Origin of the sequence: Flavobacterium potami (genome assembly GCF_020026915.1) — a bacterium.
GTDB classification, from domain to species: Bacteria; Bacteroidota; Bacteroidia; order Flavobacteriales; family Flavobacteriaceae; genus Flavobacterium; species Flavobacterium potami.
Genome location: NZ_JAINUY010000003.1, coordinates 299,410 through 315,187, shown reverse-complemented (window position 1 = coordinate 315,187; position 15,778 = coordinate 299,410). Strand labels below are relative to the sequence as shown.

The window sequence follows — 15,778 nt, the reverse complement described above, 5'->3', positions numbered from 1 at the left end:
AATACAATACAAACTGAACAACCCATAATTAGAAAGATGTTCAGCATTTGCAGTTATTTGTTATTAATAATACCAATTTTAAATTTAAAATTGGTATTATTAGATTTTCATACTGGTTCAATTTCGATCATTAATTTGAATGGACTTCCACACCGTTCAAATGAAAGACAATTTAAAAAAATTGATATCCTTCAATATTAACCGATTAATCTTAATTCTAGAATTTGGTCTTACAATAATTTACTATTGTACTTATAAGCTAGTAATTTAAAATAAATCCTGCACCAAAGCCCATATCACTGTCATAGTGTGAAGACAAAGAACCCCATCTGGTAATTATATAGCGTAGTCCTGCCATATATTCCTTGTCTGTATTCCACATCAAATTCATTCTAAGCCGTTTAGAAACGGGAATGTCTTTACGTTCAAATTGTAATCTGACTTTACCATCGGTAAAAACTTCAGCTTGTGCTACTATTAACATAGGTAGGATGTAGTTAACCCCTAGACTTACCACTGCACGTTTATCCTTAGTATTGGTTTGTCCAAAAAGATTATTTTCTTGTATATCTTCTCCCATTCTTCTATATCTCCAGTCAAATCCTATAAAAGGCATTAACCATTGCATTTTTCCAATATATCGACCAATATGTGTTTCTGTTTCATAACCATGCATGTCATTGTATCCTAACCTCCATTCGGTTCCAATGCTCCAGCGTGTACTTTGATACATTGCTTCACCGTCATTTCCATTGGTGGCAAAATCATTTTCTGCCATAAAGTGGAATTTTCTGTCGTCGGCAAAAAGTTTTCGCTGTGCTAGTTTTGGGTTTGGTATTTCAGGATTGGCCGGCTGATTTTCATAAGTAAAAACCCTGCCCATTCCGCTCATCATATGATATAAAATATGGCAGTGAAAAAACCAGTCTCCATCAACATTGGCATTAAATTCCAAAGTATCGGTTTCCATAGGCATTATATCAATCACATTTTTTAATGGTGCATATTCTCCTTGTCCATTAAGAACCCTGAAATCATGTCCATGCAAGTGCATTGGATGGCGCATCATAGAATTATTATGCAAAATTATACGTACATTTTCACCTTTTTTAATTAATATTTTATCAGCTTCTGAAACCACCTTATTGTCCAGACTCCATACATATCGATTCATATTCCCCGTAAGTTCAAATTTTAGTTCTTTAACAGGGGCATTTTCGGGAAGCGTAGTTTTTGTAGGTGATTTAAGCATTGCATAATTTAGTGTTGTAATATCCGAAAGTGCATTGGCATTATATTGCTCAGCATCCATTTTCATTCCTTCCATCTTTGTACTGGTTTTAGGCTTTGTTTCACCTGTAATCTCAGGATACATTACTACATTCATATCCATCTTATTAAGGCTCATGCTCATTCCCATGTCATCCAGATCGCCATTCATTTTCATCATGCCGTTCATCATTTTCATTCCTTCGAAATATTTAAGTTTTGGCAAAGGAGCTACTAATTGCTTAATTCCGCTTCCGATGTAAAGGGACGTAGATTTTGTTCGGTCTTCGGGTGTTGCTAAAAATTCATAAGCTGTTTTATCAGCTGGAATAGTAACAACTATGTCATAGGTTTCAGAAACTGCAATAATTAGTCGATCAACCTCAACGGGTTCTACGTCATTCCCATCATTTGCCACAACCGTAATTTTCCCACCGGCATAGGTTAACCAAAAGTAGGTTGATGCACCTCCATTGGAAACCCGTAATCGGACCTTATCACCTGCTTTAAATTGGGAAAGCTGATTTTCATTTTTCCCATTGATTAAAAATTTGTCGTAATAAACATCACTGACATCCATGGCATTCATTCGCTTCCATTCATTTTTTATTTTGTCGCTGAAATACCCCTGTTTTATAGCTTCTGCATAACTTTGTGTAGTGCCCTTTTTAATAGCAAACCAGTCTGATGCATTGTGCAGTAATCGATGTACATTTTCAGGTTTCATATCTGTCCATTCACTTAGTATTATGGGAACGGAAGGCAAATCATCGATTCCCTTGCGAAAGGTCGGATCATCTGTCCTTTTATTCATAATGAACGAACCGTACATGCCTATCTGTTCCTGAAGTTCAGTATGGCTATGATACCAGTGTGTGCCATGCTGAATAATGGGAAAAGTATACAGATGCGTCGTATGGGGTTTAATTGGCATTTGAGTTAGATTTGGCACACCATCATATTGATTGGGTAAGAATAAGCCATGCCAATGCAAGGAAGTATCTTCATCCAGCTCATTGTGAACATAGATTTCCGCAGTATCTCCTTCTGTAAAGGTCAAAGTAGGCATAGGTATTTGTCCGTTAACGGCAATGGCCCTTTTTGCTTTTCCTGTAAAATTTACAATTGTGTCTCTTATATACAGGTCATATCGGACTACACGCGGTGGCGAAGTATTTTCTTCAGCTCTTTTCTGAGAAATAGAACTACTATTGCCGTCCTGAAGTGTCTTATTACCTTGGTCAGTTTGCTTGGTGGCTTTATTTTCTGCTGTTTTTGTTTGCTTGTCTGACTTTTCCGGAACTAGTTTCATACCGCACTTGGGGCAGTTTCCTGGTTTGGCTTCATGAATTTCGGGATGCATTGGACAAGTATACGTAGTGGGATTTGACTCTTCTTTCGAAGGCTTTTTATCCATTTCCATTGTTTTCATATCCTGAGCATAAATTAGGACAGGAAGCATGATAAAAACTAGTATTGTAAGTATATTTTTCATATTGCTATTTTTATAGAATATTGTTCTGTTATTTTTTTTTCATTTCACCCAACTTGGCTTTCATCTGCGCAATTTCAGCTTCTTGTGCTTTTATAATGTCTTGTGCAAGCTGACTTATTTCTGGATCTTGAAGGGAAGCCTCTTTGGCCATGAGGATTGCCGCTGCATGGTGTGGAATCATTGATTTTAAGAACTCTTTATCGTCAACAGCCGCTTGCAGTCTGATGCAGGAAAAAAAAATAATTGCAGCAAGGCCGCCTATGGCAAGTAATGCCATGTTCCACTTTTTATTCATATACATACTGCCCATTACAATAATCTCAATTATGAGCATCGGCATAGTCATTAGTCCTGCCATGTAAAATTGATTTACATTGGGAATGACATTAGCAAAAACATCTACCATCGAGTACATTAGGATGTACATAGCAATAAATGACAATACGATCATAAATGCTAATTTTTTGTACATTTTTGGGTTTTTCTCTTTTGAATGCTGCTGTGTTGTGTGTTCCATTTTCATGATTTTTTTCCTTTAAAAGTTATTTAGATTAATAAATTTTCCTCCAAAACAAATCTAATGGCACTATAATATAATACAGCATTAGCTTAAGTGGCGGGGATTTTTTCTGCGCTTGTATTTTTCAATGTGATATTGTAATAGCTTAATATTTATTTGCTTTTAAGTAATAATTGTAACTCTTCAAGCTGGTTTTTTAACTTTTCCGTGCCTTTCATTTTTTTCTGTTCTGCAATTGCAAGGGCTTTTTTTGCAGCCTCGATGGCATTGGGATAATCCTTGAGTTCTACTGAGATTTTCTGTCTTAAAGTCGGATAATAAAAATTTTCAGGATCTAATTTTTCAGCTTCAGCTAACCACGATACTGCTTGGTTGTTTGCTCTGCACGTGGCTGAATAATAATTTGCTGCCTGAAACAATAAAGTAGCATTTTGACTTTTTTCTTTAATAATATATTTGTCAATTAGGGCTAAAATTTCTTTGTCAGCTTTGCTTTTCATAGGTATTTTAACCATTGTGTTTTCCCATTCTATTTTAAGGAAGCCTTCTCCTTTACTGTTGATGTCATTTAATTCAATGGTAAAAGTTTCATAAAAACCAATCGTTTTTTCTGTGGGAACGGTAAAACGCATAACATCTTTTTTCTCATCATAACCAGTTTCGCCATGTAAAGTAATATCACTATTGATAATTATAGTCCACTCATTTTCTGAAGGAATTGAGAATACAGAATAAGTTCCTTCTCTTAAAATATTGTTTCCAAAAGCAATATCTTCATTAGTACTTATGGTCGTACAATCGCTGGCGCCTGTTCGCCAGAGTTTACCAAAAGGCACTAATTCGCCAAATATTTTTCGCCCTCTTACTAAGGGTCTGCTATAGGATATTTTGACTGTAGAACTTCCGATTTCTTGTTGAAATGATGCAGAGGGACTTGCAGGGGTAAGTTTAATTTGAATTTTTTCTTGTGCAGAAATTGATAACGATTGCATAATAATGAAGCTTAGCAGAATTATTTTTTTCATAGTTTTTAATTTTAAATTGATTTTGATATTTTTTCCATTATCGAATGGTCGCTGCCAAATTTGCATATAGCATCACAATTGGCTCTTAGTTCAGAAAACAGGATATACTTAATATTCATTTTAGAGTTTTTTATAACAGGTCTATTGAGTTGAAGGACTAAATCCTTTTCCCGATTATTTGGAATTATAATATAAAAAACTTCCTGTCCGTTTGAAATAGTAAAGTATAGGTCAGACAACCGTAGTATGCCCGAATAGATACTAGTGCTCTTTTCTACTTCAAAGGCTCCTATAATTTTGTTTGTGCCTTTTTCGAACCACAACACATCAATTAACTTGATGGTATTTTGAGTGTCCTTGTCAGTAGGCAGCTCAGGGAATTTTCCAAGTGAAATAAAGGAGAAATTCTGCCCATCAAACGATTTGCTTTTATCATTGCTTGCCGGAGTAACATCGAAACCCAATGAAACTCCAATTTTTAATAAATGGTACTGCATTTCACTATGCAGATTTTCTTCTAGTTTTTCGTCAAGTATTTCTTTTTGGCGCTTGTGTACGTTTTTTTCGAATCTTGCACGTTCTACTTCGCTTAAATATTCATCATTGCCTATTAGCATTTTCTGAGTTCCAATTTCAAAACACAATCCAGCGATGGCACCCAAATCATTTGAGAGCTGAGATTTATGCAAACTGTTAGTTTCCATTAAAACTTCTCGTATTTTAAGATATTCTGTCCAGCTTCCCAATTTTTTTTTGTCTTTAAAAAGAAAATTAAAACCATTTAGAATAGCAGTGTTGAATGGTGGGAACCAGGTTGGGTGTATGAAATATAGAATACTGGCAACCGCTGGCCCTAAGCCTTTAATTTTTAATTCATCGAGTCTTATGATTTCTTTTACAACCTGTTCTTCAGACTTGGCATTGATACAATTTTCAAGAAACTGACCAAAAGCCAATTTATTGTTTTGATTTTCATAGATATCTGGAATGCGTAATTTGGGTTTCCAATAAAACGGATGGGAAACCCCTGCAAAGACTTGTTTTTGTTCGGCTATGCAGCTCAAAACAAATTCTAAGCTGCTTTCTTTAAAATCATTAGGAAAGTTCTTGTTTTTAATATCCTCAATGACTTGCAGAACACCGCGTCTAATAGTCCGAAATGCTTTTAACCGTTGGTTGTTATCTATAAACCAGGTATTATAGACACTTTCGTTATCGTTTTTATACTGCAGAATAATTTGTCCTAGATTGGTCATTTGTTTGTATAGTAAAATTATTTATTCTTTAGAGTTTTAAACTTCTCAATCGCAATGCATTCACAATAACAGATACAGAACTAAAACTCATTGCCAAGGCAGCAATCATAGGAGAAAGTAATATTCCGAAAAATGGATATAAAACACCCGCAGCAACTGGTACGCCTAAGACATTATATACAAAAGCAAAGAATAGGTTTTGCTTGATGTTGCTCATTACAGCGTGGCTCAGATTTTTTGCTTTTACAATTCCTTGCAGATCTCCTTTTACCAAAGTAATCTTGGCGCTTTCGATCGCAACATCTGTTCCTGTTCCCATCGCAATTCCAATGTCCGATTGAGCCAAAGCTGGCGCATCATTTATTCCATCTCCCGCCATAGCTACAATTTTTCCTTCGGCTTGAAGTTTCTCGATTACTTTTAATTTATCCTCGGGTAAACAACCTGCCTGAAAAGAGGTTAAATGCAATTCGTCTGCAACCGCTTTGGCTGTATTTACATTATCTCCCGTAAGCATGATTACTTCAACCCCTTGGCGCATTAATTCTTTTATAGCTGCAGCACTTGTTTCTTTTATAGCATCGGTTATCGTTACAAATCCCACTACATTTTTATCTACAGCGATATAAGAAACTGTTTTTCCTAATTTTTGTTCTGCAATAATTTTTTCTTCAATTGTGGCAGAAATAGCTGCCCCTGCTTGCTCCATTAATTTTTTATTCCCTAATGCCATCTTTTTATCAATAGCAGTTCCGATAACTCCTTTTCCGGCGATGTTTTCAAAATCATCTACTTTGGTCAAAGAAACATTTTTAGCTTTTGCAAATTTCACTACAGCCTCCGCAAGAGGATGCTCACTGTACTGATTTAAAGACGCTATGTATTGCAGCAGTTCATCTTCTGAATATTGCAGCGCTACGATTTTTTCTACCGAAGGTTTGCCCTCCGTAATTGTTCCTGTTTTATCCGTAATGAGAACATTTACTTTGTCCATTTTTTCCAAAGCTTCGGCATTTTTTATCAGAATTCCCGATTGAGCGCCTTTTCCAACTCCTACCATTACAGACATCGGTGTTGCTAAACCCAGTGCACATGGACAAGCAATTATCAATACGGCAATGGCGTTGATAAATCCGTAAACCATTGCCGGTTCCGGGCCAAATTTTGCCCAAATGAAAAAAGTAAGAACAGAGATAACAACAACAATCGGCACAAAATATTTGGCGATACTATCTGCTAGTTTCTGTATTGGTGCTCTGGAACGGCTTGCATTATTGACCATTTGTATAATTTGCGAAAGCAAGGTTTCCGAACCAACTTTTTCGGCAACCATAATAAAGGATTTGTTTCCGTTTATAGTCCCTGAAGACACCATATCACCTATTTTTTTATCTACAGGAATTGGTTCGCCGGTAATCATCGATTCGTCTACTGTGCTTTCACCATCAGTAATCTTCCCGTCTACAGGAATTTTGTCTCCGGGTTTTACCCGTAATAAATTACCTTTTTTGATATCATGGATTGAGATTATTTTATCACCGCCATCAATTACCAAAGTAGCTTGGGTAGGAGCCAGTTTTAATAATTCTTTTATAGCACCACTGGTTTGACTATGTGCTCTTGCCTCGAGTAATTGTCCTAACAAAACCAAAGTTAGAATAACCGTTGTGGCCTCAAAGTATAGCAGCACTGTTCCGTGTTCGGTCTTAAATTCACTAGGAAAAACGTCTGGGAAAAACATTCCTGCCAAACTAAATAAAAATGCCACTCCTGTACCAATTCCGATAAGGGTAAACATATTTAAGTTCCATGTAATTATTGACTTCCAAGCCCGTACAAAAAATATCCAACACGCATAAAAGACAACAGGAAGTGATAAGATAAGTTGTACCCAGTTCCATTTAGAGGCATCCATTAATTGTAGTAGAGGATTCTTGTGAGCCATTTCTATCATAGCTATAGCGAAAATGGGAACAGTAAATACTACCGCTATTTTCATTTTCTTAACCAAATCCTTGTAAATTCTTTGGTCTTCGTTTTCACTTGGCTCCAGTGGCACCAGATCCATTCCGCAAATAGGACATGAACCTGGTGAATCGGTTATAACTTCCGGATGCATTGAACAGGTATACTGCTGAACCCGGGCAGCAGCAGGTTCTTGTACCAAATGCATTCCGCATACAGGACAATCTCCTGCTTTATCATACATTTTATCACCTTCACAATGCATCGGGCAATAATATTTCCCACCCGCATCATTGTGAGGTACGGCTGTCGTTTTATGATCATGTTTGTGTCCATGATTCTCAGCAGTGCTACAGCATGATTTCTCCGTTTTTTTTTCGTGCGAATGCGTGGTTTGAGTCATTTCAATGGTGTACTTTCCAACCGCAGTCAATGCTTCTTGGAGCTCTTCGGTCGCAATATGATTTTCCATTGTAATAGTTGCCAATGGAGGATCTAAGGAGACCTTTGCTTTTATTCCCTCTACAGCATTTAACGTTTTTTCTACTTTTGTACGACATCCATCGCAAGTCATTCCCGATATTGTATAGGTGTGTGTCATAAGGTTATTTTTTACAGTTCCGATGCGTTATTTCTTTAATATATAGAAAGTTAGTGATTTTTTTTAAGCCAATCTGCATATTCTAATTATTTAATTATTTCTTTCACCTCGCCGCACTTGAGCATTTTTTCTCCAAAGTACGGATTGCGCACTTCTTTGGTAGAACTAATCCATACGGCCCCTTTATTGTCGAAAGCCATTGGACAATATTCTAAGTAGAGCTCAGCCTCAGCCATTCCTGCTTTTTTTACCAGGCTGACCATTTCATTACTTAGATTAGAATAAGCAGCTCGCTGCTTATCGATATCGGGAGCTGAAACGATTGCCGTAGCACTTGCTGCAAGATTGCTGTTGCTGCTGATTTCCCGTGCTCCCGCTTCAATTGCATTCGCCGCCAGTTTTGCTTCAGCGACATTATCTTGGGCAAGGGCTACTGTTAAATGGGCATAGTGGCTGTATATCGCGTTTAAAATATCATCATTTATCCTGATTGCGGGATCCTTTAAAATTGGGACAGAGGCTTTATTATTCTGCTGAACCTCTTTCTTATTGTTTTCACCGTTACCGCACGCAATAAGCAGGAAGAGTGAGGCTATTGGAATTCCGATTTTGATTAATTTTTTCATTGTCTGTGTGATTGATTATTACATTTTCATTCCTGACATAGGGTTTTTGCCTTTCTTTAATATAAATTCACTGTACAAAAGATAGGCACCGGATGCAACGACGATATCTCCTTTTTTTAAACCGCTAGTAATTTCCACTTCATCGAAGGTTTCAGAACCAATAGCCACCATTTTAGGCTGATACTTGCCTTTTTCAATTTCAATCCACACATGTGTACCGCTGCCGTCTCTTATTACGGCATCTACAGGTATGGTTAATTTCATTTTTTGTTCTGATGAAGGCAGTAAAACAATTGCCTGTTGACCTGCCTGCCATTGCTTGTTTGGATTGGCAATAGCACCTCGCAGCTGTATGAGCTGTTTGCTTGTCTGCAGGGCAGGATTTATAAAATCTACCGTCATTGTTTGGGGCTGATCTTCATAACCCGAGACAATAACTTTTACTTTTTGGCCTATTTTAACTTTACCGGCATCTGCAGGATAGACATCAGCTTCGACCCATAAACGGGTATAATCTTCCAGTTTCATAATAGAGCCTCCTTCTGCTACATATTGGCCTTCTGTTATGGAAAGTTCTGCAACTATTCCTGAATACGGGGCATAATAAACAACATAAGGAGAAGCTTTTTGTTTTTTTAATAATTCATTAAGCTGTGCTTCAGATTGTCCATATAATAATAGTTTTTGTTTTGCAGCATTTTTTATTTGGGCAAATCGTTTATCCTCAGTAAAGCTTGCAGCCTGTGCCGTAGCTAGAAGGTACTCCTGCTGCAGGGCTGAAAGCTGCTCTGAATATATTTTGTACAAAGGCTGGCCTTTTCGAACGGGAACACCAGTTTCTTTTACATACAACTCTTCAATCCTTCCTGCCACGCGACTTGAAATGTAAATAGTTTGCTCAGGGTCAGTAACCAAACGTCCGTTAAGATGAGAAGAATTTGAAAATTCATTTTCCCCAGCAGTTATTGTAGTCAGATTAGCTAGTGCCTGCTGGCTCGGTCCCAAGGTTAGAAAGTCCTGTGCGTTGTTTTTTTCGAAAGGCACTAAATCCATTCCACAGATCGGGCATGAGCCGGGGCCATCTTTTACAATTTGCGGATGCATGGGGCAGGTATAGGTTTGAGCTTTTTCCTGACTGGTTTTTTTTTCTTCTTTTTGGGCACATGCTGTAAATAGAAGTGGAAAAACCATTGCAATGAGCAAAATAGTACGAATTATTAATTTATTGTTCATGGCTTAATTTTTTAATTTATTTTCTGAAGCTGTCTTGATAAAACTCTCACTGTCTATCATATAAGCCGCATTACTGGCGATATTCCAATTACTGATGTCTTGGTCTATTAGCACCATTCCATCACCATTATTTTTCGTTTTAACTTCTCTGGGAACAAACACGTCCTGCTCTTTTTTGAAAACGATGGATTTATTTCCTAAATTAAGAACGGCGCTTTGCGGAAGCCACCAGCCTTTACTGACAATAGGAATGGCTGCAGTTACTAATTTTCCGGTCTGAAATTTATTATCCTGCAAATAAATCCGTGCTATGGTAAAGTTGCTTCCCTCTTTAAAGACGGGTTGAATGAGTCCGATAGTACCAGTATACACGGTTTGCTTATCTGAGGGTTCATAAAACACCAACTTTTGTCCTTTTTTAATCTGGGATGATACCGATGGATCAAAAGCAAACTCAGCGATAAGGTTTTTGTTGGTATAAATTGTAAAAAGAGATTGTCCTGCACCAACATATTGTCCTTCTCTTAGCATAATAGCAGAGGAAGTAGGGGTAGATGCGCTGCTATTTGATGCTGCACTGCTACTTGAACCCATTGCGCCCATGCCATCATCTGACGGTGCGCTTTGAGGCGAAGCCGCAGGAGCTGCTGTAGAAGCATTTGCCGCTGCCGTGTTGTCTAAGATGTACCCGGTGGCATTACTGTAAACAGGAATGCGATAGGAGATTTTACCTGTTTTTAATACCTGTTGAATTTGCCCCTGCTGCATACCCAGGAGAGACAGTCTGTCTTTTGCTTTTTGAAGCATCGGATTGTTTGGGTCAGATTGATAAATAAACAACAACTCTCTTTGCGCGGCAGCCAGATCAGGGGAATAGATTTCCATGATCAACTGTCCTTTTTTTACGGGCTGGTAATTATAATTAATCAGCAGACGCTCAATCCTTCCGCTTACCCTGCTGGAAATGCTGGTCTGCTCGCGGGTATCGTAGGTAATAATTCCCTGTACATGCATGGAGAATATTTTAGTACTCTGGTCAGCTTTTATGACAGATATATTTGAAACGACTTGTTCGTTAACTGGTTTTAGCAGGTGTTTTAAGCTGCTGTCTATGGCTGTTTCCGTTCCAGCGGTATGCCTTGGGACCAATTCCATCCCGCATATTGGGCAGCTGCCGGGCTTATCCTGAATAACTTCGGGATGCATTGGACAAGTATATTCCTGATTTGTACTATGCTGGTGTGCTGGCTTATTGTTAGGCTCGGTTTTCTTGTTACAGGCTGTCAATAATAATATCGAAACGAATAACAATCCGACTAACTTAGCGATAGAGTTCTTTTTCATAATCGACAATCATTTGATATAGTTTTAATTTTTCATCTAATAAGTTATTCTGCAGCATATTTAAAGCTTCCCAGGAGTCAATTACTACAGGAATCTGCAGTTTGTTTTCCTGATAGTTCAGAAAGTTTACATCCAGCGATTTTTGCATTGAAGGGATTATTTTTGTTTCGAGTCCCTGGATTCTTTTTTGCATGGTCAGTATTTCATATTGCATACCATATAACATACCCTGGGTTTCCTGCAGCATGGCGGATTTCTCTTTCTCCATTGCCTGTACATTATATTGCATTGCTTTAACATCTGATTTATACATTTTTGATGACCATGGAGCAATAGGAATAGACATCATTGCCATTACCGAATAGGCTTTGGGCATCATTTTATCGAAAGAATTCATGTGGTCAAACTGGATTTTAAAAGAGGGATTTTTCTCCGCTTTCATCGCCTGAATACTGAGCTGCATCGATTCAATTCCCGCATCCATCTTTTTAATATCTCCCCGCACAGCAGCAAGACTTGTGGTGTCGTGCAAAGCAGGGTTGAAGACAGGAGTAATACTTGTGTCGATTGAAAAATCAGCATTGCCAGGCTGGTTCATCAAGCTGTTGAGCCATGCTCTTGCTTTTGCGATTTCACCTTCCTGCATGCGGATCATATTTTTGTTCTCTTCAATCCTTGCGTCAATCTTGTATACATTACCCAATTGCGACTGATTGTAAGGATAGCGTACTTCCTCAATCTTTTTCATGGTCAACATTATCTTTTCGTTCTGATCCAAAACTTTCATTCGCTCTTCGGCTACCATCCAGCTGTAGTAGAGCTGTTTGGCCTGCGCTTTATAGTCGTTAAGGGTAACGGTCCGCGTAGCGTTCTCAATATTTCCTTGGGACTGGATAAATTTTTTCTTCTTGTTTAGCTTTCCTATATTGGGGATATCTTGTTCAACTCTGAACATTAAAGATCCTTTGTCGCGGTCATCCATAACTTCCTGAAAAGGATAGGGTGTCATAAATGTCCCAACACCCACCATTGGTGCCATCCATGCCGTTGCGGCATCAGCACTATATTTGTACCCTTCAGCCTTTAGGCTATAGCTTTGCAGGAGCACGTTTTTTTTATCAATCCTGTGAAGGATTGTATCAAGAGACAAGACCTGTTGGGTCTGGCTCAATAGCTGTAATGGCAGTAAAAGCAATAGTACTGCCAGTATTTTAATGTTTGACATCATGTACTTCAAGTTTGCCATATTTTCGTAATTCATATTCTTTAGACATTAGGAAAATAAGCGGGGTTACTAATAAGATATGTACGGCAGAGGTAAATACGCCGCCAATCATAGGCAATACGATTGGTTTCATTACATCCATTCCGACACCATTGGACCAAAGGACAGGCACTAATCCAAATAATGAGACACAGACGGTCATTAGTTTTGGGCGTAATCTCTTTGCGGCGCCGTGTACCACATATTCTCTGAGATCGTCTTTAGTAATGGTTTCTCTTGAATTACCTTTGGCCTTGATAAGCTGCTCCATTGCATCATTGAGATAGATAACCATCACAATTCCGGTTTCCACGGCAATACCAAACAAGGCTATAAAACCTACAGCTACTGCCACTGATAGATTGACATCCCAGAAAAAAATTATATAGGCACCTCCAATCAAAGCAAAAGGCACTGTTATAAGACTTAAGAAGGCTTCTCTAAGGGAATTAAAGGCAAAATAGAGGGAGAAGAAAATAATAAGCAATACTATCGGTGCAATGATTTTAAGGGTCTTTTCTCCGCTGATCAGGTTCTCATATTGTCCGCTCCATTCTATAAAGTACCCTTCGGGAAGTATATTTTTGGCACTTTCTAATTTTTTCATAGCTTCCTGTACGGTTCCCCCCATATCACGATCACGTATGTTGAACATGACTGCCCCGCGAAGGAGTGCATTTTCTGAACTAATCATTGGAGGGCCATCTACGAATTTAATATCGGCAACAGAAGATAGGGGCACCTCTCCAAAGGTTGGAGACTGCAGGGGAATGCGTTTAATGCGTTCTACGCTATTTCTATAGTCCTGTGCCATACGAACGCTTATTGAAAATCGTCTTCGTCCTTCAACGGTATTGCCGATGGACGCTCCTCCTAAGGCAAATTCCACGGTTTGGTTTACGTCATCTACAGTGAGTCCATAACGGGCCAGTTCGGAACGATTGACATCAACATCCAGGTATTTGCCACCAGTAATAGGATCCACAAATAAGTCAGACACTCCAGGGGTTCCCTCTAAAGCCATTTTTACTCTTTCTGATACTCGCGCAATGGTATCGAGATTTTGACCGTAGACTTTAATACCCACGTCGGTACGAATTCCTGTAGCGAGCATATTGATACGGTTGATGATAGGCTGTGTCCAACCGTTTACCACACCCGGGATCTGCAGTTTGGTATCGAGTTCCTTAATAATGTCTTTTTTGTCTATTCCTTTACGCCATTCTGATTTTGGTTTTAGCATGATAATGGTCTCAATCATGCTCATTGGGGAATTATCGGTAGCTGTATTAGCCCGTCCGGCTTTGCCTAAAACACTTTCTACTTCGGGAACTGATTTTATTATTTTATCCTGTACCTGCAAGATGCGTTTGATTTCTCCATTGGATACATCAGGCAGGGTAACAGGCATAAATAAAATGCTCTGCTCATCCAGTGGGGGCATGAACTCTGTTCCCAGCCGCATCAATAATGGAATGGAAATCAATAACGCCAAAATATTAACCGTAAGGGTTGTTTTTCTCCATTTTAGGACCCAGCGTATGATAGGCTCATAACCTTTTTCCAAAAAACGATTTACGGGATGTGCATCAGTTGGACGGAATTTCCCTTTCATAAAAAAAGAGATCAGTACCGGAGCTAATGTAAGTACCAACAAGGCATCCACAATCAGTATGAAAGTTTTTGTATAAGCCAAGGGATGGAATAGCTTTCCTTCCTGTCCGGTAAGCATAAATACAGGCAGGAAAGAAGTAATTATAATTATGGTGGCAAAGAATACCCCGCGAGAAACCTGCTTGCTGCTTTTCTCAATTACTTTAAGCCTTTCCTCTTCGGATATCCACTGTGTTTTTTTGCGAAATATATTTTTAATTCTTTTCATCAGAGTTTGTTTCAGTTTTTTGTTCGGATTCCCATTGTGCATACCGTTGTGAGAGATGCTGGTAGGCATTTTCACTCATAATAATACCGTTGTCAACTATTACCCCAATGGCAAGTGCGATACCGGTAAGGGACATGATATTGGAGGATATTCCAAAGGCATTTAGAAGTATGAAACTCGCGGCAATTGTAATTGGGATCTGGATTATGATACTTAATGCGCTGCGCCAATGGAAAAGAAAAATAATAACGATAAGCGAAACCACAATCATCTCTTCAATTAAGGTGCGCTTAACCGAATCAATAGACTCTTTGATCAGATGCCCTCGGTCATATACAATATTGAATTTTACCCCTTTAGGAAGCCCTTTTGCGACTTCTTTCATCTTTTCTTTCACATTATCAATAACGGCATCGGCGTTTTCACCGTAACGCATCACGACGATGCCTCCAACAGCTTCGCCTGTACCATTATGATCAAAGATTCCCAATCGGGTTTCTCCGCTCATCTGGACTGTTCCTATATCGCTGACTTTTATAGGGATACCATTCTGGTTTTTCAGTGGAATATCCTCAATTTCTTTTATGGATTTCAGATAACCGGATGTCTTAATGATATAGCCAATATCACTCATGTCGAATTTTCTTCCGCCGCTTTCGTTATTATTGGCTCGTACGGCGCTTATAACCTCAGGGACAGACAGCTTATAATATAGCAGTTTGTTTGGATCAATGGTAACCTGGTATTCTTTTTGAAATCCTCCAAAAGAAGCAATTTCACTTACTCCGGGGACATTTTGCAAAGCAAATTTGACATACCAGTCCTGCAGTGCCCTTTGTTCGCCAAGGTCAATGCCGGGAGCGTCCAAAGTATACCAGAGTATATGGCCAACTCCGGTTCCATCGGGTCCCAATTGCGGTGCAACTCCTTTGGGCAGGGTGCTGCTAATTGTACTGAGCCTTTCCAGTACTCTTGATCTTGCCCAGTATATATCAACATCATCCTCAAAAATGACATAGATAAAACTCATTCCAAACATGGAAGCAGCCCTTACATATTTAATTTTAGGCAATCCCTGAAGGTTGGTAACCAAGGGATAGGTGATCTGGTCTTCAACGAGCTGTGGAGCACGTCCCATCCATTCTGTAAAAACGATTACCTGATTTTCAGATAGATCTGGAATAGCATCAATAGGATTTTTTTGAATAGAGATAATACCCCAAACAAATATTCCTGCTGATAATAGTAATATGATGAAACGGTTGCGCAGGGACCATTCTATTAATTTGTGTACCATA

General features: G+C 38.6%; 11 protein-coding genes. All 11 read right to left on the bottom strand.

The window, feature by feature from the left end:
* Positions 1 to 259 precede the first annotated feature (259 nt).
* The 11 genes from K6T82_RS10960 to K6T82_RS24520 all read right to left on the bottom strand — a co-directional run bounded on the left by K6T82_RS10960 (position 260) and on the right by K6T82_RS24520 (position 15,777).
* Positions 260 to 2,764 carry a multicopper oxidase domain-containing protein gene (locus K6T82_RS10960; protein WP_041515707.1) on the bottom strand — a complete coding sequence of 835 codons (2,505 nt, stop codon included), beginning with the start codon at positions 2,762 to 2,764 and terminating at the stop codon, positions 260 to 262.
* A gap of 28 nt (positions 2,765 to 2,792) precedes the next feature.
* Positions 2,793 to 3,287, bottom strand: coding sequence for a DUF305 domain-containing protein (locus K6T82_RS10955; RefSeq protein ID WP_072953514.1), 495 nt, complete (start codon positions 3,285 to 3,287; stop codon positions 2,793 to 2,795).
* Between the two features lie 149 nt (positions 3,288 to 3,436).
* A complete protein-coding gene (locus K6T82_RS10950; protein WP_041515901.1) occupies positions 3,437 to 4,309 on the bottom strand; it encodes a DUF2911 domain-containing protein in 873 nt (290 codons plus the stop codon).
* Positions 4,310 to 4,320: 11 nt separating this feature from the next.
* Entirely contained in the window at positions 4,321 to 5,565 is a 1,245-nt protein-coding gene (locus K6T82_RS10945; protein ID WP_223705940.1) for a hypothetical protein, read from the bottom strand.
* A 28-nt stretch (positions 5,566 to 5,593) separates the two neighbouring features.
* Positions 5,594 to 8,131: a heavy metal translocating P-type ATPase gene (locus tag K6T82_RS10940; RefSeq protein WP_223705939.1), complete on the bottom strand. Its 2,538-nt coding sequence runs from the start codon at positions 8,129 to 8,131 to the stop codon at positions 5,594 to 5,596.
* A gap of 86 nt (positions 8,132 to 8,217) precedes the next feature.
* Entirely contained in the window at positions 8,218 to 8,757 is a 540-nt protein-coding gene (locus K6T82_RS10935) for a DUF3347 domain-containing protein (RefSeq protein WP_008463745.1), read from the bottom strand.
* A gap of 18 nt (positions 8,758 to 8,775) precedes the next feature.
* Positions 8,776 to 9,990 (bottom strand): efflux RND transporter periplasmic adaptor subunit, encoded by a 1,215-nt coding sequence (locus tag K6T82_RS10930; RefSeq protein WP_008463746.1) that lies wholly within the window; start codon positions 9,988 to 9,990, stop codon positions 8,776 to 8,778.
* Positions 9,991 to 9,993: 3 nt separating this feature from the next.
* On the bottom strand, positions 9,994 to 11,334 hold the full coding sequence (locus K6T82_RS10925; protein WP_223705938.1) for a heavy metal-binding domain-containing protein: 1,341 nt from the start codon (positions 11,332 to 11,334) through the stop codon (positions 9,994 to 9,996).
* Positions 11,312 to 12,595, bottom strand: a complete 1,284-nt coding sequence (locus K6T82_RS10920) for a TolC family protein (protein WP_008463753.1) — start codon at positions 12,593 to 12,595, stop codon at positions 11,312 to 11,314. The genes K6T82_RS10925 and K6T82_RS10920 overlap by 23 nt, the downstream gene beginning before the upstream one ends.
* Positions 12,546 to 14,480 (bottom strand): efflux RND transporter permease subunit, encoded by a 1,935-nt coding sequence (locus K6T82_RS24525; protein WP_008463755.1) that lies wholly within the window; start codon positions 14,478 to 14,480, stop codon positions 12,546 to 12,548. Before K6T82_RS24525 ends, K6T82_RS10920 begins: the two co-directional genes overlap by 50 nt.
* Positions 14,467 to 15,777 (bottom strand): efflux RND transporter permease subunit, encoded by a 1,311-nt coding sequence (locus K6T82_RS24520; RefSeq protein ID WP_255596545.1) that lies wholly within the window; start codon positions 15,775 to 15,777, stop codon positions 14,467 to 14,469. The genes K6T82_RS24525 and K6T82_RS24520 overlap by 14 nt, the downstream gene beginning before the upstream one ends.
* Position 15,778: the final 1 nt, after the last annotated feature.

Bases quoted from the DNA above. Each gene is read 5' to 3' on its own strand.
- K6T82_RS10960 (WP_041515707.1), bottom strand. From the start codon at position 2,764: ATGAAAAATATACTTACAATACTAGTTTTTATCATGCTTCCTGTCCTA.
- K6T82_RS10955 (WP_072953514.1), bottom strand. From the start codon at position 3,287: ATGAAAATGGAACACACAACACAGCAGCATTCAAAAGAGAAAAACCCA.
- K6T82_RS10950 (WP_041515901.1), bottom strand. From the start codon at position 4,309: ATGAAAAAAATAATTCTGCTAAGCTTCATTATTATGCAATCGTTATCA.
- K6T82_RS10945 (WP_223705940.1), bottom strand. From the start codon at position 5,565: ATGACCAATCTAGGACAAATTATTCTGCAGTATAAAAACGATAACGAA.
- K6T82_RS10940 (WP_223705939.1), bottom strand. From the start codon at position 8,131: ATGACACACACCTATACAATATCGGGAATGACTTGCGATGGATGTCGT.
- K6T82_RS10935 (WP_008463745.1), bottom strand. From the start codon at position 8,757: ATGAAAAAATTAATCAAAATCGGAATTCCAATAGCCTCACTCTTCCTG.
- K6T82_RS10930 (WP_008463746.1), bottom strand. From the start codon at position 9,990: ATGAACAATAAATTAATAATTCGTACTATTTTGCTCATTGCAATGGTT.
- K6T82_RS10925 (WP_223705938.1), bottom strand. From the start codon at position 11,334: ATGAAAAAGAACTCTATCGCTAAGTTAGTCGGATTGTTATTCGTTTCG.
- K6T82_RS10920 (WP_008463753.1), bottom strand. From the start codon at position 12,595: ATGAATTACGAAAATATGGCAAACTTGAAGTACATGATGTCAAACATT.
- K6T82_RS24525 (WP_008463755.1), bottom strand. From the start codon at position 14,480: ATGAAAAGAATTAAAAATATATTTCGCAAAAAAACACAGTGGATATCC.
- K6T82_RS24520 (WP_255596545.1), bottom strand. From the start codon at position 15,777: ATGGTACACAAATTAATAGAATGGTCCCTGCGCAACCGTTTCATCATA.